At 50.7% G+C, this 21,715-nt stretch carries 24 protein-coding genes; 6 read left to right on the plus strand and 18 right to left on the minus strand.

Annotation, left to right across the window (positions count from 1 at the left end):
- Positions 1–171: 171 nt before the first annotated feature.
- Together HAV38_RS00905 and HAV38_RS00910 are read left to right on the plus strand one after the other, a co-directional pair.
- Positions 172–1,398 carry an MFS transporter gene (locus HAV38_RS00905; RefSeq protein ID WP_168051504.1) on the plus strand — a complete coding sequence of 409 codons (1,227 nt, stop codon included), beginning with the start codon at positions 172–174 and terminating at the stop codon, positions 1,396–1,398.
- Between the two features lie 184 nt (positions 1,399–1,582).
- On the plus strand, positions 1,583–2,470 hold the full coding sequence (locus tag HAV38_RS00910) for an SMP-30/gluconolactonase/LRE family protein (RefSeq protein WP_168051506.1): 888 nt from the start codon (positions 1,583–1,585) through the stop codon (positions 2,468–2,470).
- A gap of 15 nt (positions 2,471–2,485) precedes the next feature.
- On the opposite strand, the gene HAV38_RS00915 is transcribed toward HAV38_RS00910, so the two are convergent.
- The 13 genes from HAV38_RS00915 to HAV38_RS00975 all read right to left on the minus strand — a co-directional run bounded on the left by HAV38_RS00915 (position 2,486) and on the right by HAV38_RS00975 (position 12,422).
- The gene (locus tag HAV38_RS00915) at positions 2,486–2,749 is read right to left on the minus strand and encodes a DUF2164 domain-containing protein (protein ID WP_168051508.1); all 264 of its coding nucleotides are present in this window, start codon (positions 2,747–2,749) and stop codon (positions 2,486–2,488) included.
- A gap of 233 nt (positions 2,750–2,982) precedes the next feature.
- Positions 2,983–3,174 (minus strand): hypothetical protein, encoded by a 192-nt coding sequence (locus HAV38_RS00920; RefSeq protein WP_168051510.1) that lies wholly within the window; start codon positions 3,172–3,174, stop codon positions 2,983–2,985.
- Between the two features lie 207 nt (positions 3,175–3,381).
- Positions 3,382–3,597: a hypothetical protein gene (locus tag HAV38_RS00925; protein WP_168051512.1), complete on the minus strand. Its 216-nt coding sequence runs from the start codon at positions 3,595–3,597 to the stop codon at positions 3,382–3,384.
- 241 nt (positions 3,598–3,838) lie between these two features.
- Positions 3,839–4,465: a phasin family protein gene (locus HAV38_RS00930; protein WP_168051514.1), complete on the minus strand. Its 627-nt coding sequence runs from the start codon at positions 4,463–4,465 to the stop codon at positions 3,839–3,841.
- Between the two features lie 103 nt (positions 4,466–4,568).
- Positions 4,569–5,204 (minus strand): hypothetical protein, encoded by a 636-nt coding sequence (locus HAV38_RS00935; protein WP_168051516.1) that lies wholly within the window; start codon positions 5,202–5,204, stop codon positions 4,569–4,571.
- A 199-nt stretch (positions 5,205–5,403) separates the two neighbouring features.
- Positions 5,404–5,715 carry a hypothetical protein gene (locus HAV38_RS00940; RefSeq protein WP_168051518.1) on the minus strand — a complete coding sequence of 104 codons (312 nt, stop codon included), beginning with the start codon at positions 5,713–5,715 and terminating at the stop codon, positions 5,404–5,406.
- A gap of 315 nt (positions 5,716–6,030) precedes the next feature.
- Positions 6,031–6,348, minus strand: coding sequence for a PXPV repeat protein (locus HAV38_RS00945; RefSeq protein WP_168051520.1), 318 nt, complete (start codon positions 6,346–6,348; stop codon positions 6,031–6,033).
- A gap of 235 nt (positions 6,349–6,583) precedes the next feature.
- Positions 6,584–6,922 carry a hypothetical protein gene (locus tag HAV38_RS00950; RefSeq protein WP_168051522.1) on the minus strand — a complete coding sequence of 113 codons (339 nt, stop codon included), beginning with the start codon at positions 6,920–6,922 and terminating at the stop codon, positions 6,584–6,586.
- 275 nt (positions 6,923–7,197) lie between these two features.
- Positions 7,198–7,965 carry a PEP-CTERM sorting domain-containing protein gene (locus tag HAV38_RS00955; protein ID WP_168051524.1) on the minus strand — a complete coding sequence of 256 codons (768 nt, stop codon included), beginning with the start codon at positions 7,963–7,965 and terminating at the stop codon, positions 7,198–7,200.
- An 861-nt stretch (positions 7,966–8,826) separates the two neighbouring features.
- Positions 8,827–9,357: a cyclic pyranopterin monophosphate synthase MoaC gene (gene moaC / locus HAV38_RS00960; RefSeq protein WP_168051526.1), complete on the minus strand. Its 531-nt coding sequence runs from the start codon at positions 9,355–9,357 to the stop codon at positions 8,827–8,829.
- 256 nt (positions 9,358–9,613) lie between these two features.
- Positions 9,614–10,816, minus strand: coding sequence for a 3-oxoadipyl-CoA thiolase (gene pcaF / locus HAV38_RS00965; RefSeq protein ID WP_168051528.1), 1,203 nt, complete (start codon positions 10,814–10,816; stop codon positions 9,614–9,616).
- A gap of 135 nt (positions 10,817–10,951) precedes the next feature.
- A complete protein-coding gene (locus HAV38_RS00970) occupies positions 10,952–11,602 on the minus strand; it encodes a 3-oxoacid CoA-transferase subunit B (RefSeq protein ID WP_168051530.1) in 651 nt (216 codons plus the stop codon).
- A 121-nt stretch (positions 11,603–11,723) separates the two neighbouring features.
- Positions 11,724–12,422: a 3-oxoacid CoA-transferase subunit A gene (locus tag HAV38_RS00975; protein ID WP_168051532.1), complete on the minus strand. Its 699-nt coding sequence runs from the start codon at positions 12,420–12,422 to the stop codon at positions 11,724–11,726.
- Positions 12,423–12,698: 276 nt separating this feature from the next.
- Here HAV38_RS00975 and HAV38_RS00980 point away from each other — a divergent pair, with 276 nt between their 5' ends.
- Positions 12,699–13,544 carry an IclR family transcriptional regulator domain-containing protein gene (locus tag HAV38_RS00980; protein WP_168051534.1) on the plus strand — a complete coding sequence of 282 codons (846 nt, stop codon included), beginning with the start codon at positions 12,699–12,701 and terminating at the stop codon, positions 13,542–13,544.
- A 75-nt stretch (positions 13,545–13,619) separates the two neighbouring features.
- Here the strand turns inward: HAV38_RS00980 and HAV38_RS00985 are convergent, their stop codons facing one another.
- The 5 genes from HAV38_RS00985 to HAV38_RS01005 form a co-directional block, all read right to left on the minus strand.
- On the minus strand, positions 13,620–14,213 hold the full coding sequence (locus tag HAV38_RS00985; RefSeq protein WP_168051536.1) for a DUF2946 family protein: 594 nt from the start codon (positions 14,211–14,213) through the stop codon (positions 13,620–13,622).
- A gap of 59 nt (positions 14,214–14,272) precedes the next feature.
- Positions 14,273–15,253 carry a YheT family hydrolase gene (locus HAV38_RS00990; RefSeq protein WP_168051538.1) on the minus strand — a complete coding sequence of 327 codons (981 nt, stop codon included), beginning with the start codon at positions 15,251–15,253 and terminating at the stop codon, positions 14,273–14,275.
- A 188-nt stretch (positions 15,254–15,441) separates the two neighbouring features.
- Positions 15,442–15,873 carry a YybH family protein gene (locus tag HAV38_RS00995; protein WP_168051540.1) on the minus strand — a complete coding sequence of 144 codons (432 nt, stop codon included), beginning with the start codon at positions 15,871–15,873 and terminating at the stop codon, positions 15,442–15,444.
- A gap of 150 nt (positions 15,874–16,023) precedes the next feature.
- Positions 16,024–16,224 (minus strand): zinc-finger domain-containing protein, encoded by a 201-nt coding sequence (locus tag HAV38_RS01000; RefSeq protein WP_168051542.1) that lies wholly within the window; start codon positions 16,222–16,224, stop codon positions 16,024–16,026.
- A gap of 121 nt (positions 16,225–16,345) precedes the next feature.
- Positions 16,346–17,266, minus strand: a complete 921-nt coding sequence (locus HAV38_RS01005; protein ID WP_168051544.1) for a branched-chain amino acid transaminase — start codon at positions 17,264–17,266, stop codon at positions 16,346–16,348.
- A 399-nt stretch (positions 17,267–17,665) separates the two neighbouring features.
- On the opposite strand from HAV38_RS01005, the gene HAV38_RS01010 reads away from it, so the two are divergent.
- The 3 genes from HAV38_RS01010 (at position 17,666) to fba (ending at position 21,630) form a co-directional block, all read left to right on the plus strand.
- Positions 17,666–18,856 (plus strand): phosphoglycerate kinase, encoded by a 1,191-nt coding sequence (locus tag HAV38_RS01010; protein WP_168051546.1) that lies wholly within the window; start codon positions 17,666–17,668, stop codon positions 18,854–18,856.
- A gap of 234 nt (positions 18,857–19,090) precedes the next feature.
- Positions 19,091–20,524 carry a pyruvate kinase gene (gene pyk, locus HAV38_RS01015; protein ID WP_168051548.1) on the plus strand — a complete coding sequence of 478 codons (1,434 nt, stop codon included), beginning with the start codon at positions 19,091–19,093 and terminating at the stop codon, positions 20,522–20,524.
- A 41-nt stretch (positions 20,525–20,565) separates the two neighbouring features.
- On the plus strand, positions 20,566–21,630 hold the full coding sequence (gene fba, locus HAV38_RS01020) for a class II fructose-bisphosphate aldolase (protein WP_168051550.1): 1,065 nt from the start codon (positions 20,566–20,568) through the stop codon (positions 21,628–21,630).
- Positions 21,631–21,715 lie beyond the last annotated feature (85 nt).

A 21,715-nucleotide genomic window follows, 5' to 3' on the forward strand; every position in this document is an offset into this window, starting at 1 on the left:
GTTACTTTGACGCGTTACGCTCGCACTACGAAAGCATAGAATTTAGGCATTGTTGTTGTTTCTATTTTGTGTGCCGTCGTTTCACCTTTGCATACAAGAATAAAACACTTCGTCGGCATTTGCCGTATTAGCGGAAGCCATCGGTGCTCTTTACATTTCTGGATATTTTGCATGAAGCTCGCATTACGTATATTTTTTATTTTCTCGCTCGGCTATTTTATTTCTTACCTGGTGCGCGGCATCAATTTGCCCTTAGGTCCACTGCTCAGTAGGGAAATCGGCCTGTCGCCCGCGCAACTGGGTTTGTTGACCAGTTTTTATTTCTTTGCCTTTGCGGGTTGCCAGTTGCCGTTAGGTATTCTGCTTGATCGTTTCGGTCCGCGTAAAGTCCTTGCCTCGTTGTTGGCCGTTGCGGCCTTAGGGGCCCTGCTCTCGGCCAGTGCACATAGCTTCGGCATGCTGCTGCTTGGTCGTTTCTTTCTGGGAGTCGGCACCTCGGCCTGCATGATGGCTGGCCTGAAAGCGATTATTGCGTGGTTTCATCGTGATCAGTTACCGATAATGAACGGCGCGCTTTATGCGATCGGCGGACTTGGCGCAATGATGACCGGTATTCCGGTCAGTTGGGCAATGGGCGTGACGAGCTGGCGCATGCTTTTTGTGATTGTCGCGGCCATGACTGGAATGGTTATTTTAGCCCTCATTTTTTTCGTTCCGGAGAAAGATGAAAAGCATCCGAAGAGTACGTTATCCTCACAATTGCGCGATGTCGCAAAAATATTTCGTAGCGCAATATTTTTGCGCACGGCACCGCTAGCGTTGATAAGCCAAGGTGTTTTTCTGGGTGTACAGGGTCTATGGGCGGGGCCGTACCTGCGCGATGTCTCTCAACTCAACCCCGCCCAAGCCGCCAATATCGTCACCGTCGTCGGTTTCGCGATGGTACTCGGCGCGGCAGGATTCGGATGGCTGGCGCGCCGCCTGGAACGCGAGGGAATAACGATCCATACCACCGCCGGTGCGGGCATGTTGTTGTTCATGGCTGCGCAGTTATTGATCATGTTGGACACGCCGCTTCCGTTGTGGTTACTCTGGGGCTTGTACGGAATTTCGGGTACTGCGGGCGTATTAACTTTTGCCTCGATGACTAAAGAGTTTCATGGTTATTTAGCCGGTCGCGTCAGCACTGGATTAACCTTTATTATGTTCATCGGCGCGTTCATCGTGCAATATGGGTTTGGCTTACTGCTGAATGCATGGCCGCACGACAATGGTAGTTATGCAGTGAGCGCGCATCAGGCTAGCTGGTCGATTGCGTTGGTGTTACAGGCTTGTGCGCTGATCTGGTTTTGCCGAAAGCTACCAGTGGCCGAGGCACCTGTTCCCGTGCAAATATGACGATTGTCTATACCTGACTCCTCATCAATATTTCACAAAGGCGGCTGGAGAAAAGTAAAATCGACGGTGGCGCTTTAAACAAAACTGGCGCTGCCATTAGCCGACGCGGCAATATTCAATACAGATACCTTATTTCAGACAACTTACTGAAACCGCCTTACTACAGACTAGATCGAAGGAAAATATGAGCGACTTTACCTGCGTCATTGACAACCGCGCAAAGTTGGGCGAGTGCCCGAGGTGGGACGAAATTAATCAGCGCTTGTACTGGGTCGATATTCTCGCCCCGGCGCTGCATTGCTTCAGCCCATCCACGGGTGAACATCAAACTCTGTCGGTAGCGGAGCATATCGGATGTTTTTCGCTGGCAGACGATGGCGGCTTCGTGGCCGGTATGCGGTCCGGAATATGGTTATTAAACGCATTGGGAGAGCAGGTAAAAAAACTCGCCGACAATCCAGAGGATCAAGCGCATAGCCGTTTCAATGACGGACGTTGCGACCGTCAGGGACGATTTTGGGCGGGCACGCTGGATGAACCCAAGGCCGGCAACAATGCGCATTTATACCGTCTTGATGCGCGCGGTCTGGCCGCTGTTGACGCAGGCTTACTGACTTCCAACGGCCTCGCGTTCAGTCCTGATCAGCGCTGGATATACCATTCGGATACACCGGCATTTGTGATCTATCGCCACCCTTACGATGCCGATAGCGGTGCGGTAGGGACCAGAGAAGAATGGGTGCGTTTTAAGCCGACCGCAAATGATCGAGGACGTCCCGATGGCGCAGCGGTGGATAGCGAAGGCTACTACTGGAGTACGTTATACGAGGGTGGACGGGTGGTGCGGATTTCACCGGACGGCGAGATCGTCGAGACTTACCGACTGCCGGTGCTATGCCCGACCATGTGCGCCTTTGGCGGCACAGATATGCGCACGTTGTACGTGACCAGTGCGAGCCAGGGTCGCCCCGCAACCGAGTTGACGCAATATCCCCAATCAGGCGGCGTATTTGCGATGCGGGTGGAAGTCGCCGGATTGATTGAGCCACGGTTTCGTGGAGATGGGGTATGAGTTCTCTGGCAACTCTCAACGACCACGTTTGCTTTTATTCCAGTAACCAAACTCTTGCTCGTGCACATCGATATCAAGCTCAAGCACGCGTTGCTGAAGCTGGTTCTGCACATCCCTGACGGCATTGTTATAAATCGATGGCCCGATCTCGTCGAGGATAAACCCAAGTAGTGCACCTGCCTGAAGATTGCCAATGGGCTCCTCCATCTGTTGTTGGAAGTAGCGCTCAATGGATTTGACTGCTTCTTGATGCGTTTCTTTTTCGAGTTCAATAGTCATACTGTCGGATTCAATAATGGTAGCCGCAATTATGCCATTTGAAGCAGAAAGTGTATTGCTGTTCGCCTGCCTTTTTTTGCGCTTACCGCGGCAGGCGAATAGGCGAAATTAAATTGATAAAGGCTTGAAAAATTTTTCTAAAAGGGTGGTAAAAAGGCGGGGGGCGTAAATTTATTACGCTCAATACGCCTCACCGTGATTGCAACGAGCATCGTGATTACAAATTATAAGTTTTACTTTTTATGCTCCATACGGCGATGATGTTTCATACGCTTTGGAGTAGCATGATGTTGACGCATTTCCGTTGTACGCTGCGCTTCCATAGGACGGTCATTACGGGCGTCTGGGTGATCCGAAAGTCCCTGCGCATTAGCCAACGGAGAAAATGCAAAAATGAGTGCAGCAACGCCAAATAGCTTTTTCATAATAATCCTTAGAAAAGTTGAGTCCCACATCCGCATTCAAAGCGGCATCATTCACAAACGCGGCTACCGTGATTCGGTTGACGCCCACGCAAGGTAGTCTGCCACGCCTAGGGAAAAAAAATCAACTATTCCTTTGTTAAACGTTGTTCGCCTGTCATTGATGGCAGGGTTAAAATGCTTGGTAAATGTAAGGAGGTACAGAGCGGTCTAACCCATTCCGCGACCGCCATCTTTTCCCGTCGCCAATTCAAATAAATCGAACGCATCGTTATACAGAAACGACTTCTTTACCGGCGCATGGTACGCGGTATCCGCCGTCGTGTAGGCAAGGATATTTTGTTCGCAATCGTGCTTGGTTCGCGCAATGATTGCATCCGCTCTATCACCTTTTAAATTTTCTGCCACCCAATAAATCAGCTTCATTATTTCTCCCAATGCCAAGTTCGATTGACCGACCCTCGGTTTATTATCCATTAACGGATAAGGATAACCAACACTATTCCGATAGAAGAGAGAAAGACCGACCTGATGAATCTGATGGAATAGCGCTTTCCATATCCGGTTCAAGGAAGTAATGGAGGAGAAACTAAAGCAGAAATGTTACGGAAAACCACGGTTCACCTTCAGAAGGGTGCTTTCTGGCACCCTTGATTCAAGCCGGCAATTAATGTCGCGTTCTATTCGATCGTGACTGACTCGGTCCATTTTTTTTGCGCGCCGCTTGAGGTTTTACAGGTCGCCGACGTTCGGAATCCTGATCATCTTGGAGGGCTTCGACGTCAGCAGGCGCTCGCGTCGGCGTTTGTGCCTCTGAGGTTACGGCAACATCGCTTGCCGTTTTAAGGATTGCGTCGGTAGTCTTTTGCCACGCAGATTTTACGATGCCGACGACCTGGTCGGTGCCTTGCGGAATGTTTTTTGTCATCTCAGTCAAATAACCGGCTCCCTGCCGACTGGCTTCTACCATATTTTCTGCTAATGCCTGATTGCACTCTGCCTTGACCGTGGTATTAATGCGCATTGCCTCATTACCGTAATAGATTGCGCTTTGAATCTCTCGCTGCACATGCGTGGCACTGACTGCAAAAAATTCCTGCGGATTTTTAGCGTCTAGAAGTTGCCTTGCCAAGCCCATCGACTCTCCTAATGTCGCCTTCATGACATCCAGATTTAGTCTGGTCAGCTCCTCAATTCGTTCGCTGATTTTATCTTTGAGTTTCGAGGCAATTGCATGACGGGCTTCTACGTTGGCCTTTATGATGCTGGAAAGATGTTCGGATAAAATAAACATGATATTTTCTTTCGTTCGAATGGAACAAATGCTTGAATAAGCACGCGAATAAGTATGCAAAAAGCGCGGTTAGCAGTGCCGGTCTCCACCATCTTTTTTTTTGTCATGCAGGGTTGCTGGAATACGCATATCCGCTAACAGCTAGCGAAATAAGTGGATCAGAAAATGCAAGACTTGATGCCGTCGTCTTGTGTGGGGACGTGGCCCTGTTAAGTGCGGTACGCGCAGCGCTTTGATGTGCTTTTCTCACAGTGTCGGTTAATAAAAATTCGGCACCCATGTCAAACCAAACGTCATTTGAGATTACCTGCTGCGCCAGAGGCAATAGCTCTATCTCTTCGGTGGTGAGTCGATCAAGCAGATCGTCACAACGGCGCACGATCAACGCATGCATAAGTGTCGTTTCGGTTTCGTTCCCATCAATTACTAGCTTTGCCCAAGCTTTGACAGCGTCCAGTAGTTGCCGCCCAATAAGTCGGGACGACGCCATTTGGCCAAGCCGCGCATCTGCCTGATGCGTTGCATTGCGAAGAGCCGGGAGTATATAGATATCGACTTTGCGCTTTCGGCACGATGCAGCGAGCCGGGCAAATTTTTTGATAACCAATTTCAACGTTGAATTATCCAGACGTTGGTCTACGACACTTATCTGAAGTAGGTGTTGTGCTGAAGATAAGAGGTTATGCACTCGCTTTTGCTCTATGGAAAGGCTGAGTAAAGCGTAGGTCCTTGTGAGCATTGTTTCTCCTCGTTGCATGCGACGGTCTACGCGCCGACGTCTGTAAAGGTAGGGAAAAGCTTATGGGAAAGTATAGAAAATTATAGGTCGGAATATATAAATCGCAAGAACGTTAACGTTTTACTTTTGGATAGGAGAAAACCCCCGGGAGGCAAGGGCCATTGTTACGAAGGGAGTATAGTAAAACGAAAGGAGTGGTTTACTCCCGCCGCGGTGCGTCGCTGACACCGAATTTTTCTCGATGGTCTCCCATCATGGCGCGCAATTCCGCTATGGAAAGTTTGCTTTCTTCATGCATCCTGATGAGCAATGGCGCGCCGATCGGCAAACGACGATGGCGAATTTTACTAATCATCGGTGGCCCGACGTTAAGAACGCGGCATAGCTGCGCGTCGTTCTTTAGATGTAGTGTGGCGAGCAATGCATCCAGCAATTGATCTGGATTAAAGCTGCGCTGATCGTCGAGGGTGTCGCCGGTAAGTGCGCTCTTGGAAATATTACTACCCATCATTACTATTCTCCAGACCGAGGATGTAGTGTTATTATAATAACAAAATCCTTAATTACCAGCCCCGGTAAAAGTTGTTTAGTACTTCAGTGTTCGAAGTGACACGAATATGAAAGGATTCCTGAAGCGCGAGAGGGTAGAGTGGCTTCGCGGTTGCGATGAAACGTTAATTGCTAAGTTGGTTTTAGCTAACCTCGCGACGATGCTAGCGTACCAGATTGCAGCTTAATAAAACGTCAAATGGCTCGCCCCCGCACCTACGGACATCTTTATTTTTATCAGCAGGATGCAGTAGCACGCTAGTGGAGTGCAAAAACATTAATCGTCGTGATCGTCATGACCATTCCCATGTCCTCGCCCATGACCACGCCCATGACCGCGTCCTTCATCATGACGCTCGTTAAAACGGTCGTCCTGCCATTGACGTGCCCTTAATTGCCGTTCACGCCAATCATTTTCTCGCTCCTCTTGGATATAAACCGGACGCGGTTGAAGGTACACCGGTGCGGGCTGCACATAGACTCCCGGCAGACCAATATTGACACCGACATCCACGTGCGCTATCGCAGGGGTCGCCGCCATCATTAATGTGGTGCTGGCTAATACTCCGGCTGCAATTCCGATAAATTTTTTCATTTTATTTCTCCTTGGATTTAAGCTTGGGTGAAAGTCTGTAAGTCTGTATGCCTGCAAGCTCATTACACGCTGAATTGGCGTGCGGCACTACCCTGACTTGGTAACTCAGGTAACAAGATATTTCCGAGCCCAAAAACGATACGCGTCGAATCCGTTGTCCACTGATTAACTTTTGGTCGGTGATTAAAAAAAAAGACAGGAGTACCCTGTCTTTTTTTTTATAAGCCGGCCTGCATTATTTAGGGACTGGCGGCGTTGTTGTTGATGTTGTTGCATCTACTTTTGCATCTGCCTTCGCTGCTTTTGCTTTCATGTGTGCTTTGGTTTTGGCTTTTGTCGCCTGGTAGTGCGCTTTTGTTTTAGTTTCCATTGCATCATTTTTAGCATCAGTCACTTTTGCGTCAGCTTTTGCATCCGTTTTGGATTCCGTTGCATTGGCCTTAACTGTAGCTTTGGTTTCTTTGGCGTCCGCTTTAGTAACCGGCGTGGTTGGTGCTACAGGTGCAGTCGGCGCTTGGGCAAAAACAGAAGTAGCGAACAGACCAGCGATTAAAACAGCAAGTAATTTATTCATTTTTAAGTCCTTGGCAATGTGTTGTTTAGCTCAGGCGATTCCTGAGGGCATGAGCAATAAACGACTGCCAGAAGGGACCCGTTGACCATCTTTACAATCCGTAACATCTTGCTGAATTGTCGCTGTAAAGTACGTTGAGAAAAATCACCGCTAAGCTTTTTCCTCCCTCGTCAATTTACTGTCCTCCACCGAATCGCCAAGCGTGAAAAAGCCCCTTGCGGGGCCTGTATCTTAACTGGTGAGTTACCGCCAGAGACTGGAGAAATTATGAAGAATTATGAAGACTTGCGACGGAGGACCATGAAGCTAATCAATGCTAGGCCCCCCAATAGCATGGCGTAGGTTTCTGGTTCAGGAACGGCTGAAACCGACGACATAGTGAAGCTTGTAATTTTCTGTTCAGCCGTCGCGCCACCAGTGGCTCCGGTAAAGCCAGCATACATAGTAGAGCCAAATTTGGTAAATAGATTTATTGTCTTAGTGTCACTTACAGCATAGTTTTTACCATCGACGTTAAAAGTTCCGCTCATATCTAACACATGGGTAATGGCATTGTAGTTAATCGTTTCGTTGCCCGTTATAAGGTTTGCACTTCCCAAATTAAATTTCGACGACGCTGCACCGCTGGCATTGCCGGTTGTATCAAGGCCGAGGCGGTTATTAGTATACGTTTGAATAATTGAGCCGACACCATTTAATCCATTATAAGCAAGGGTATTGCCACCATTAGTACTGCCTAGTGCACTGTTTCCAACATTTTGCAACGCAAAGGTAATGCCATCGGCCATAGGATTGGAACCGTTTTGAGCGAGAGAAAAATTGAAAGTAGAACTAAATGAATTTTTGGTCGATAGCCCTGAAGTGAGCCAGGCTGCACTATGTTGATTACCAGAACTAGTCAATTCAATCGCGCCTCCCTTTAATTGTGAATTGATCAGATTCATCGAATTTCCGTCGAAGGTGGTAGCTGGTCCGACTGCGGCTGATACGGGTAATGCAAACAGGATTGAAAGTACAACGCTGACTGGCAGTAAATAACGCATGAAATTCCTTGAATTAAATATGTTTTGATTATTTGAGTTATTAACTTAAAAATAATGCTTTAAAAGTAATTATTTTAAATAAAATATTCGGTAGATGAAGCTCCAAGCTTAACGACAGATTTATATTTTAATTTATTGGTTCTTTTATGGTGCATGAAAAAGTTGCGGTAAAACCTACTAATTACTATTAATGCTGACATTTCATAAAAGAAACTTTTCTTACTATCTATGATTGTTTAAGCGGCGCAAGCGGTTATGACGCTTGTTATATCTCTTCTGTTTATATAAAAAATCTAAAACAAATCGAACCTTCAATGAATTCGGGATCGTAGGGACGCGACAATCCGCTATGATCAGATTTTTCCTAGGTGAGGTTGACTTTTGGGTTTCTTGTTACCCCAATTTCAGCGCGCGTGATCGGCTTTGGGATGGTAATGTCGTTTCAACGTTTGGATCATTAGAGGGCCTGTGGCCGCTGCTAACGCAATCACAGTGGGCAACTTTAGCCTGCGCGTAGCAGGATGACGCAAATCGTGAAAGAGGAGATTCGTGATTCCCGCCTGATTGCGGGCATCCCTGAAACAGTTATGCAGCGTGATATAAGATATTAAGAAGACTCGGCCACAATCTTTTTTTTTGAAGGTTGGCCAATAAGGCTACTGCATTTTTTGATAATGGTACAACCCGCATTGTTCCATTTTTGGTCATCGGTCGTACTTCGCTTCTCACTTGGAAAAGCGTTGGCCAAAATCAAATTCTAGCCAAAATTTTAATGTCATTTTAGTCACTTTAACGTCTCAGAAAAGACGGGAAGTACCTCGTTAATTTATTTAATAAGCTGCAATAAATGAATTACTTACATCAGGCAGCCGACCAGTCGCCCGACTTCCCGCCATGCTTTTCCAGCACGCGCACATCCGTCATGACCATGCCTCGATCTGCCGCTTTACACATATCGTAAATGGTCAGCAGACCCACCTGAACTGCGGTCAGTGCTTCCATTTCGACGCCTGTTTTGCCCACGGTTTCGGCTTGCACCGTGCAACTTATACTGGACTGCGAAGTATCAATACTAAAATCAACCTTAACCCGCGTAAGCGCCAGCGGATGGCACAGCGGAATCAGGTCGCTGGTGCGTTTGGTGGCCATGATGGCAGCGATGCGGGCGATGCCCAACACGTCGCCTTTTTTGGTATTGCCAGCACTAATCAATGCCAACGTTGCAGCTTGCATCCTGATCGTTCCGACGGCAATGGCGATGCGATGCGTGTCCTGCTTGGCGCCCACGTCAACCATGTGCGCCTGCCCGCTTTGATCAAAGTGGGTGAGCGGGGATGCTACTGGCGGCGATGGCGCGTGCGGGGATGTTGCTGGAGGTATTTTATTAGTCATAGTATGGTGGAAAGTAAGGTGACGACGCGGCGGCGCAACTGCAATGTGGCAATCTTTTAGATGTTACTGTTTTTTAGAGATGCGCGACGGACTTATTCCCGTTCACTGGGATACCGCATCTCCGAAAGCGGCGTGAAGAAATGAAGGGCCGCTGACTAGCGGCCGGGGATTGCTGGCAGCCTGCTTGCCGCCAGACTGCGTTCGCCTCTATTTCTATATCGGCATGCCTTGCCGTTTGGAGGGCTTATCCGGATACTTAAACGCGTTCCAGCACAATCGCAATCCCTTGCCCAACGCCGATACACATGGTGCAGAGTGCATAACGTCCTTTGTTGCGCTCCAATTGATTCACTGCGGTCATGACCAGGCGCGCGCCAGAGGCACCTAAAGGATGGCCGAGGGCGATAGCGCCGCCATTGGGATTGACGCGCGGGTCGTCATCCTGTAAGCCGAGCTGGCGCAGCACCGCCAGTCCTTGTGCCGCAAACGCTTCATTGAGTTCAATCACATCTAATTGATCCAGACGCAAGTCGGTTAGTTCCAGTACCTTTAATGTTGCCGGAAACGGCCCTATGCCCATCACGCGCGGGGCCACGCCAGCCGTCGCCATACCGACAATGCGTGCGCGCGGTACCAAACCATATTTGGCTGCGCTGATTTCATCGCCGATCAGCAAAGCACAAGCGCCATCATTCACGCCCGAAGCATTGCCCGCCGTCACCGTACCGTCAGCTCTGACGATCGGCTTGAGTTTTGCTAGCGCATCAAGCGAAGTCGCGCGGGGATGCTCGTCCTTGCTAACGACGATAGCGTCGCCTTTTTTTGGTGTAATTGTCACCGGTGCGATTTCGCTGTCAAAGAATCCGGCCTGCTGCGCTGCGATGGCTTTCATTTGGCTCGATACCGCCATCTTGTCCTGATCGGCACGGCTGATGCCGTACTCGGTCGCAACGTTTTCAGCGGTCTCAGGCATCGAATCGACGCCGTATTGCGCCTTCATCAACGCATTGATAAAGCGCCAGCCTATGGTGGTATCTTCGATCTTTGCAGCGCGTGAAAATGCGCTGTCAGCCTTGCCCATGACAAACGGTGCGCGGCTCATGCTTTCTACCCCGCCAGCGATCATCAGGCCAGCTTCGCCGCTTTTAATCGCACGCGCGGCAGTGCCGATGGCATCCATGCCAGAACCACACAGACGGTTGACGGTGCCGCCAGGGACGCTGATAGGCAAGCCAGCGAGCAATGCCGACATGCGGGCGACGTTGCGGTTATCCTCGCCCGCCTGATTGGCGCAACCATAGATCACATCCGCGACAGATTCCCAGTCAATCTGGGGATTGCGCGCCATCAGTGCGCGGATCGGAATAGCGCCAAGATCGTCAGCCCGAACGGTGGACAAAGTGCCGCCATAACGGCCGAATGGTGTGCGCTGGGCGTCATAAATGAAAGCGTGGGACATGTACATCTCCGGTTTTAATTTTAGGTGAGTATCTGCGCTGGTATCGACAGGCAGAACAATAATCTGGCATGAGTCTTTGAACTACGCTGACTGCCCTGAAGCTTGATTGCGCCGCTTCAAAGGTACCAGTCATTTTTAAACGGTTTGAAGCGCATTAATCAGCGTCACCGCCGTGATTTTTTGAAGAGCCTCGAACGTCATGCCATCCACGATTTCAATCACTTTGGCACCATCCTGGCCCAGGTCAATCACTGCTACATCGGTATAAATTCGGCTCACACAACCGATGCCGGTCAATGGATACGTGCACGCGGGTACCAGTTTGCTCTCGCCGGATTTGGTCAAATGTTCCATCATGACGTAGGTTTTCTTGGCACCAATAGCCAAATCCATCGCACCGCCGACCGCAGGTATGGCGTCCGTTGCGCCGGTATGCCAGTTGGCCAGATCGCCACCAACCGATACCTGAAAAGCGCCCAGTACGCAGACGTCCAGATGGCCACCACGCATCATCGCGAAACTATCTGCGTGATGAAAAAAGCATCCGCCCGGCAATAGCGTCACGGGTTGTTTGCCTGCGTTAATGAGGTCGTAGTCTTCCTCGCCTTTTGCGGGCGCGGGCCCCATACCGATTACGCCATTTTCGCTATGCAAAATGACTTCACGGTCACTGGGTAAATGATTGGCGACCATTGTCGGCAAGCCAATACCCAGGTTCACCACTGCGCCGTCGGGAATATCTTGCGCGACGCGTATCGCCATTTGTTCTCTGGTCCACTTGCTCATCTTTTTCTCGCTTATTTTGTGCTCTGGCTGAATGACGAATGTGCTAATTGGCGATTGGCAATCCAGGACCTGTTAGGTGTCAGATGCCGCGATTTTGCCAAGTTAACTAAGACGGTTGCTATCAGGCCGCTTTAAAACCCGCAGGTCCGGTGGCGGTACGTGGTACTTGTACGACATGCTGGACAAACAGTCCCGGCGTAATAATCGCTTCCGGATCGAGGCTGCCTAACTCGACGATGTCATGTACCGATGCAATCGTCACTTTCGCCGCACTCGCCATGATCGGGCCAAAATTGCGCGCAGTCTTGCGATAGGTTAAATTGCCCCAACGATCGCCGGATTCAGCTTTGATCAAGGCAAAATCGGCGTGGATAGGATATTCCAGTACATACATTCGTCCATCAATTTTGCGGGTTTCCTTGCCATCCGCCAGTTCGGTGCCAAAACCAGTGGGGGTAAAGAAACCGCCGATTCCCGCACCGGCAGCGCGAATGCGTTCGGCCAGGTTGCCTTGTGGAACTAATTCTAATTCCAGTTTTCCGGCCCGATATAACGCGTCAAAAATATGAGAATCGGCCTGACGGGGAAAGGAGCAAATAATTTTGCGCACTTGTCCGTTTTTAAGTAGGGCCGCCAAACCCGTTTCACCATTACCAGCGTTATTGTTCACGATGACGAGATCTTTTGCGCCTTGCGCAATCAGGCCATCGATTAATTCGGCTGGCTGACCGGCACCGCCAAAGCCACCGATCATAATTGTTGCGCCGTCGTGAATAGGGGACAGCGCCTTTGCTACAGAAGGAAGTATTTTATTTATCATGTCTAGTATGCGAACAAAAGATTGAAATAATCAATAAAGTTCTTATAATGAACAAATATTCGCAACAAGAACTTATTGGATTAGAATAGACATCGGGCAGGCGCTTGTCAATGGTCAAGTCGCGGCCTTTTATTAAATTTTTGCGGGCCAAACACGGCCCTTGATCGTGGTTTGAAAATTTATTTCTGGCAAGTAATAGTATTGAAGTAATGGCATTAAGGTAATGACATTGTTATGCCCCATCTTGTTTAGCCCCATGCAGTGGAAGAAGAGTCAATGAAAGACGCAACACAAGCTTCAGAGGAAGATGCGACACAAGCGTCCCAAGGCACGGCGCAGACCGCATCTGGCCAGCCCAGGCCCGGTGATAGCTACGTCCAGTCTTTCGCCCGTGGATTGGCGGTGTTGCGTAGTTTTGGCGCCGAGGCCCCCGCTCAAACGTTGACCGAAGTTGCGGAGCGCACAAGCTTGACTCGGGCAGGTGCCCGCCGCATCTTGCTCACTTTGCTGCAGTTAGGGTATGTTGCGACAGAGGGGCGCTTGTTTCGGCTAACTCCCAAAGTGTTGGAGTTGGGTTTTGCGTATCTGTCATCATTGCCGGTATGGACCCAAGCGCAGCCAGTGATGGAGGAGCTAGTCGAAAGCCTGCGCCAGTCCTGCTCGGCAGCGGTGCTGGACGGCACCGAGATCGTCTACGTGTTACGCGTGCCAGCGCACAAAATTATGTCGATCAATCTCGGCATCGGCAGCCGGTTGCCGGCTTACTGCACCTCAATGGGAAGGGTGCTGCTGGCAGGCTTACCCGCAGCGGTGCTACGCGAGCGGCTGGCCAATATCTCCGCGTCGCAACTCACCCCGCAGACTATCGTTGATTTGCCGCGACTGCAGGAAGCGATCGAACAGGTCAGAATTCAGGGGTGGAGTCTGGTCAGGGAGGAGCTGGAGCCAGGCTTGGTATCCATGGCCGCGCCAATTGTTGACCGTAATGGCAAAGTGGTGGCAGCGATCAATATCAGCGGACAGGTGAATAATCCTAGTCCGGCTAATTTACTAGAAAATTGTTTGCCGAAATTGTTAGCGGCTGCGGCGAGGATCAATGCGCTGGTTGCTGGCTCGCAGTGATCCACAGTGGGTTAGAATGATGCGGGGTGACTGTTCGTACCGTCTTGGTCGTTGCATCACCAACCCTTCTTTCTCCTACTCCCGCGGACGCTGCTGAAACTTGAATCTAAGCGCCAGATCATTGGTTGCAATACGCTCCACTCTCAACGCGATTCCGTTATATTGCCAGGTCAACGCGGTACGGTCAGTGGGAGAATCTATCCAATCCATCAGCCGTTCATCAGTGATAATTTTACCGTTCATGCGCAGTCCGGTCATCCAGTCGGCAATGTCGCGGTCGTCTAACGCGGCGACTTTATTAGCGGCAACAAATAACGGTTGGCCTTGTTCTGTTAATAGCACATTCTGAATCACTTGCAAGACTTCGCCCGTTTGTAGCACTAACCCCAATAGCGGATCGGTATGCGCGATATAGGGTGTGAGTGCGAGATCGACGTAGACACATTGCGGACCGTTCTGAAAGTAGCCGCGCCCTTGTGCATCGACGCTGTAATTGCGGTTGATAAAGGCGCATAAAGCGATGTGCATGATCTTGTTGCCGGGCAAATCATGACGTTGAGTTTCTTCGTCACGCATGCGCCACGCACCGCGGGCGTCTAGCGCTAGCCAGCCGAAGCAGGCCGGAACGTCTGGCCATTTTTGCATTGCTTTTTTTACGATGTCATCCATGCTGTTGCAATCCTTGTTTCGATCGAGGGTACGCGTCAATAGCCTGCTGAAACTATCAACTATGCAGCCAATAAAAATTGCACTATCCGCTGCGGTAGCCAGTCCACCCGCCCGGGTAAAGCGCCCACCGGAAATCCAACATGTCCGCCTTCTGCGGGATATTCGAGTGTCACGCTGTTTGCTGCACTGCGCGGTAAATGGCGCGGCGGAAGAAATGGATCGTTCTGCGCATTGAGTATTAACGTAGGGACCACGATATCATTCAAAACGTGTTTTGCGCTGGCCCGGTTCCAATAATCGTCGGCATCGCGGTACCCATGCAACGGCGCGGTAACGACGTTATCGAAGGCATGCAGATTACTAGCGTTGAGCATGCGCTCGCGGTCGAATAAGTGCGGAAATTGCGCAAGCTTGCTGAGCGATTTGGTTTTCATGGTGCGTAAAAAAACGCGGGTATATATCCGGTTAAAACCATGCGCGAGAGCATTGCCTCCGCCAGCAAGATCAAGCGGTGCTGAAATGGCGCAGGCAGCGTCAATCAGCGACGCTTGCTGTTGCGATTCGCCTAGCCAGCACAACAGCACATTACCGCCGAGCGACGCCCCCGTTGCGTAGAGTTTGCTGAATTTTTTATCAGAGCGCGACGCCGCCACGCGACGTAATATCCAGTCTACTTCCGCTATATCTCCGGAATGATAAAAGCGCGGGGCCAGATTAATTTCACCCGAACAGCCACGGAAATGCGGGGCCGCGCCTGACCAACCCAAGGCGGCAATATACGCCATCAGTGCGCGCGAGTAATGGCTATCGGATGAGCCTTCGAGGCCGTGAAACAGGACGACCATAGGCTTGCCCGGCTTCCCATCAACGAAGTCAATATCAATGAAATCACCGTCAGCGGTATCCCAGCGCTCCCGCCGATAGGTGACGGCCGGTTTAACAATAAAGGTTGATGGATAAATTGTTTGCAGATGACCACCCGGCAGCCATAACGGGGCATTGTAAGAGGACGGCGTTGAAATGAATGGAGCGGAAGTCATCGTATGTGGATTGGTCCTGCATATGTGCTTATTGCCATAGTACGTGTTAACCGCGTGCTATCGGTGCGCAGACGAACTAATTTTCGGGCGCTATGGTGACTTTTAAGCGCTCGGTTGCGTTACTGTCTGGCTGGCGGCTAAATAATCGCCCTGATACGGCGCTTTTAGCCGCAAATACTAAGGCTGAATTAGTGGAGCAGGTTAGCTGACAGCAATTCTTCCGGTGCTTGTCCCGGTGCGATCGAGGCATGATGCAATACGATGCGCCAACCGCGTGGTGTTTTCATGTACGCGTTGGTAGTGAGAATATGCATTTCCTGCGTCTGATCACCGCTACGGTTGATATCTTCGACGAGGTTATGAATGCTGGTCGACATAGTATGGGAGACGTGCAACTGACGGACGCGGATATGCACGCCACCGCGCTCAAATAAACTTTCATACGCGCCCCGTATCGCTGCGTGTCCCACCAACCGGGGCGAACCCGGATGAACGCAGACGATCTCTTCATCATCCGCCCATAGCGCCATCATGGCTTCAATATCAGCGCGACTAAGCGCATCGTAAAAAGCGGCTTCAGCATCGTCAGCTGAACCGTGGATCAATTTTGCGCGTGGCATGCATACCCCTGTGACAACTAATCAGTTTTTCAAAATAATCCCAAAGCGCCGCTGGCAGGTGTTGTCAGACCATGTTGTTGGCAGCGCTGAATACGCATACTCCATGAAGACAAGCCTGCCTGACGCAAGATGTGGTGACTATATGCAGGCTTAGTGGCCCTTGATGACAGCGCCCGGCTTCATCCCGTATTCTGTGCCGCAATACGGACATTTAGCGGTCCCGGTTTTACTCATATCCAAAAAGACCCGTGGATGGGAGGACCAGATTGGCATTAACGGGTTAGGGCAATGCGCTGGCAAATCTTTGGCGTCCAGCTCTACCATTGCTTGCGGGTTTGTTACTGTACTCATTTAATTCTCCGGATTGCCGTTTACTGAATGATGATGCGTTAGGTTCTTGCTTATGCTCGATTCTGCTCAATGGTGCTGAACGGTGACCGGTGCGCCAGTAGGTCACCCTTATTCCGGCTGCTTATACAATTGTCAGCCATTCTTTATATCTCGACGATTTGCCACCGACTACGTCGAAGAACATGCTCTGAATTTTTTCGGTGATTGGGCCACGCTTGCCTTCGCCGATGTCACGGTTATCCAGCTCACGTATTGGCGTTATTTCTGCGGCGGTTCCCGTGAAAAAAGCTTCATCGCTGCAATATACTTCATCGCGCGTAATACGTTTTTCAACGACTTCGATGCCGATGTCACGCGCCATCGTCAACACCGCGTCACGGGTAATGCCATCGAGGCAGGACGCGAGGTCAGGCGTATAAATTTTACCGTTCTTGACGATAAAGACGTTTTCGCCCGAGCCTTCGGATACATAGCCGTCGGTGTCGAGTAGCAACGCCTCGTCATAGCCATCGGTCAAGGCCTCTTGATTAGCCAGGATTGAGTTAATGTAATAGCCGCTAGCCTTGGCGCGCACCATGGACACGTTGACATGGTGCCGACTAAACGATGAGGTCTTTACCCGGATGCCCTTGGCCAGACCATCTTCACCCAGATAAGCGCCCCATGGCCAGGCCGCGATAGCAACATGAATGGTGTTGCCGGTGGCCGCGATGCCAAGCTTTTCCGAGCCGATCCAGATCAGCGGCCGCATGTAACAGGATTCCAGGTGGTTTTCTTTAACCACCTGAATTTGTGCGTCCATCAGGGTTTGCAGGTCGTAAGGCACCTTCATCTGAAAAATTTTGGCAGAGTTCAGCAGGCGCTGGGTATGCTCTCTCAGGCGGAAAATGGCCGTCCCTTCCGGCGTTTTGTAAGCGCGCACGCCTTCAAATACCGCCATGCCGTAATGTAACGAATGTGTGAGCACATGCACGTTAGCATCGCGCCAATCGATAAGCTGACCATCTCTCCAAATTTTTCCGTCGCGGTCTGCCATGGACATAATGAGATCTCCGGTGATTCAGTTATAAAGGACGCTAAATGTGGAGACCGAGGCCTATCCGGCACCGCAATTCACTGCGTTATTCCAACATTTTAACGGATTCAGAAGCGCTTAACTCTTTAGAATGATAGTTCCGGTGGGACATTTGTGGGCGTTGCGGGTCGACGGCGTTTTCGCCGCTGTTGTGGTGGAACCACGACAATGCGGGCGCGCCTAAAATAATTAATCAAGATATGGGATCGTTTTGGGTTGTCAACCAGGCATAAGAAGGGGGCCGTTGCGTTGCAAACTGGCAATGCATGCAGGAAAGTCTAAAAGCAACACATCCTAAAACGGTGTTTTGATAGGGCGAGTGGGGTAAAATAGCGCCTTTTCCTCCCAGACATCTCCCGGATCGACATGAAATTTAATCGACTGAGCGACTTGATCGCGCAAGACCAACTGCAAGGAAAGCGCGTGTTTATCCGCGCCGATCTTAATGTGCCACAAAATAACAATGGCAGCATTTCAGAGGATACGCGCATTCGCGCGTCCATCCCGGCGATCCGGCAGGCGCTGGACGCCGGTGCCGCGGTGATGGTAACTTCTCATTTAGGCCGACCGGTCGAAGGCGATTTTCAGCCCGCTGACACTTTGGCACCGATTGCTGTGCGCATGACAGAACTGTTGGATCAGCCCGTCGAATTGCGTCAAAACTGGCTCAACGGCGTCGAGATTGCCCCTGGGCAAGTTGTGTTGCTCGAAAATTGCCGCGTCAACAAAGGGGAGAAGAGAAACGACGATGCGTTAGCGCAACAGATGGCGGCACTCTGCGACGTCTACGTCAACGACGCATTTGGTACTTCTCATCGCGCCGAAGCGACGACGCACGGAATCGCTAAATTTGCGCCGATTGCTTGCGCGGGACCATTGCTGGCGGCTGAGCTGGACGCGTTGGGCAAGGCGCTGAACGCACCAGCCCGCCCTTTGGTGGCAATTGTGGCCGGTTCCAAGGTGTCGAGCAAATTAACGATTCTTAAAGCGTTATCTTATAAAGTTGACAATCTGATCGTTGGCGGTGGTATCGTCAATACGTTTTTGCTGGCGGCAGGCTTTAAAATTGGCAAATCGCTTGCAGAGCCGGATTTAGTAGGCGAAGCTCAGGCGATTATTGACATAATGTCGCAACGTGGCGCGTCGGTGCCGATTCCGGTAGATGTCGTCTGTTCTAAAGAATTCTCCGCAGCAGCGACCGCAGTTGTCAAAGACGTTAAAGACGTCGAAGATGACGATATGATTCTGGATATCGGCCCGAAAACGGCGGCGATACTGGCTGAGCAAATTGCGCGCTCCGGAACGGTGGTGTGGAACGGTCCGGTGGGCGTATTTGAATTCGACCAATTTGGCGAAGGCACGAAAGTATTGGCGCACGCAATTGCTAACTCGGCAGCGTTCTCGATTGCTGGTGGTGGTGATACGCTGGCGGCGATTGCGAAATATAACATTGCTGACAAAATCGACTACATCTCGACCGGCGGCGGAGCCTTTCTGGAATTTTTGGAAGGTCGGACATTGCCAGCGGTGGAAATTTTGGAGCAGCGCGCTGGCTGATGGAGCGCTGATTGAATGGCGAGGCGATGAGATAGCGCTTAATCGGTCAATCGGGGGTGTGGTATTGATGGCGCAGTAATGTATAGGTACCGTGACTTGTGCAAGACGGACTTTAAAATCCGTATTGCACAGTGTTGAGAATGCGGCATGGATTTTTTATTTATCCAAGCAAATGACCTGGCACTACGTGTGTTTTAACGTAGTTTTACGTACTCACCTCACATAAAGGTTGTCATGCAAAGAGCTACCAAGATCGTTGCCACCATCGGTCCCGCATCAAGCGATGCCGCCACACTGACGCGCATGTTTAACGCTGGCGTTGACGTAGTTCGACTCAATTTTTCTCACGGTAAAGCCCAAGACCACATCGACCGCGCTGCGCTGGTGCGTGAAATCGCAGCTAAATGCGGACGTCAGGTAGCAATCATGGCCGATTTGCAAGGGCCAAAAATTCGCGTTGGCAAGTTCGAGAACGGTAAGATAGAACTCGTCAACGGTACTAAATTTATACTTGATTCCGATTGTGAACTCGGCAATCAGGACCGTGCCGGGCTGGATTACAAAGCGCTGCCACGTGACCTGAAGGTTGCCGATGTGTTATTACTTAATGACGGTTTGATCGTCTTGGTAGTCGAGCGAATTATCGGCAATGAGATCCATACCGTGGTTAAGATAGGCGGTGAACTGTCGAATAACAAGGGTATCAATCGTCAGGGTGGTGGCCTGTCCGCGCCCGCGCTAACCTCCAAGGACATGGAAGACATCAAGACCGCAATGAGTTTTCAGGCGGATTATGTCGCGGTATCTTTTCCGAAAAATGCTACTGATATGGAAATGGCGCGGCAATTGGCCAACGTTGCAGGTGAGACCTACAATCACAAGCCGATGATGATCGCCAAGATCGAACGCGCCGAAGCGATTCCGGTGCTGCAATCGATTCTGGACGCGTCCGACGGCATTATGGTGGCACGCGGCGATCTGGCTGTGGAAGTTGGTAATGCGGCGGTGCCTGCTTTGCAAAAGCGCATGATCAGAATGGCGCGTGCATCGAACAAGCTGACGATCACCGCTACGCAAATGATGGAGTCGATGATTGTTAACGCGGTGCCAACACGGGCTGAAGTATCAGACGTTGCCAATGCCGTACTAGATGGCACCGATGCCGTGATGACCTCCGCCGAGACAGCGTCTGGGCGTTACCCGGTCGAGACTGTCGAAGCAATGGCCGCTATTTGTCTGGAAGCAGAAAAGTCTGAAGACTGTAAGCTAGACGCCGATTTCCTCAATGTAACCTTTACCCGGATTGACCAGTCGATTGCCTATGGCGCGTTGTTCACCGCGCATCATTTGCGTGTCAAGGCGATTGCTGCCCTGACCGAGTCTGGTTCGACGGCGTTATGGATGAGCCGCCATAATATCGATATCCCGATTTTTGCGATTACACCGAGCGTGCAGACCCGCCGTAAGGCCGCCCTTTATCGCAATGTCACTAGCCTTGAACTGGCTAAATCAACCGACCGTGAAGCGGTACTTAAAGATGCACAGAATCTGCTGGTGGCGCAGGGCGCCGCACAGCCGGGCGATCTGGTGGTGTTTACCTGGGGCGAGCCCATGGGACAAATCGGTGGGACCAACGCATTCAAGATTATGAAGATCGGTGAAGCTTAAATCATCGGCGCAAACCATTTTTTTACTATCGGAGTATCAATATGCCTCTCGTATCCATGCGTCAATTGTTAGATCACGCAGCTGAAAATAGTTACGGTATCCCAGCGTTCAATGTTAACAACCTGGAGCAAATTACCGCAATCATGGAAGCCGCAGATGAAGTCGGTGCACCGGTCATCATGCAAGCGTCCGCTGGCGCGCGCAAGTATGCTGGTGAGGCATTTTTGCGTCACCTGATTGAGGCAGCGGTAGAAGCCTACCCGCATATTCCTGTTGTGATGCATCAGGATCACGGTCAGACGCCATCGGTGTGTATGGCGGCGATTCGCTCCGGCTTTACTTCGGTCATGATGGACGGTTCATTGACTGCAGACGGTAAGACGGTTGCCAGTTATGAATATAATGTCGAAGTGTCGCGCAAAGTGGTGGAATTTTCGCATGCGATTGGCGTCACGGTTGAGGCGGAACTCGGTGTGTTGGGTTCGCTGGAAACGATGATGGGCGACAAGGAAGACGGTCACGGTGCTGACGGTAAGATGACGCGTGAGCAGTTACTGACTGACGTCGCACAGGCAGCCGATTTTGTCCAAAAAACCCAATGCGATGCGCTGGCAATTGCCATCGGCACTTCACACGGCGCGTACAAGTTCTCACGCAAGCCGACAGGCGATATTCTGGCAATTGAGCGCATCAAAGAAATTCACGTGCGTATTCCGAACACGCATCTGGTGATGCATGGTTCGTCGTCGGTACCGCAGGAACTGCTGGCGGAGATTCGTGAATTCGGTGGTGATATGAAAGAAACCTACGGCGTGCCGGTAGAAGAAATTCAGGAAGGTATTCGTCATGGTGTACGCAAGATCAATATCGATACCGATATTCGTCTGGCAATGACCGGTGCAATCCGTCGTTATTTGATCGAGAACCCAAGCAAATTTGATCCACGCGATTATTTGAAGCCCGCACGTGAAGCGGCTAAAGCGGTGGTGAAGGCGCGCTTTCTGGCATTTGGCTGTGAAGGTCAGGCCGCCAAGATCAAGCCTTTGTCACTGGATAAAATTGCAGCGAAGTACCAAAAAGGCGAGCTTGCGCAGATCGTGCAATAAAGGTTCTTAAACAAAGGTTCTTAAGCAGCGCTTCTTAAACAAAGCCTGTGTACTTGCCGTAAATAACGTGACACGACCAGACGGA

Origin of the sequence: Glaciimonas immobilis (genome assembly GCF_011947285.1) — a bacterium.
Lineage (GTDB): Bacteria > Pseudomonadota > Gammaproteobacteria > Burkholderiales > Burkholderiaceae_D > Glaciimonas > Glaciimonas immobilis.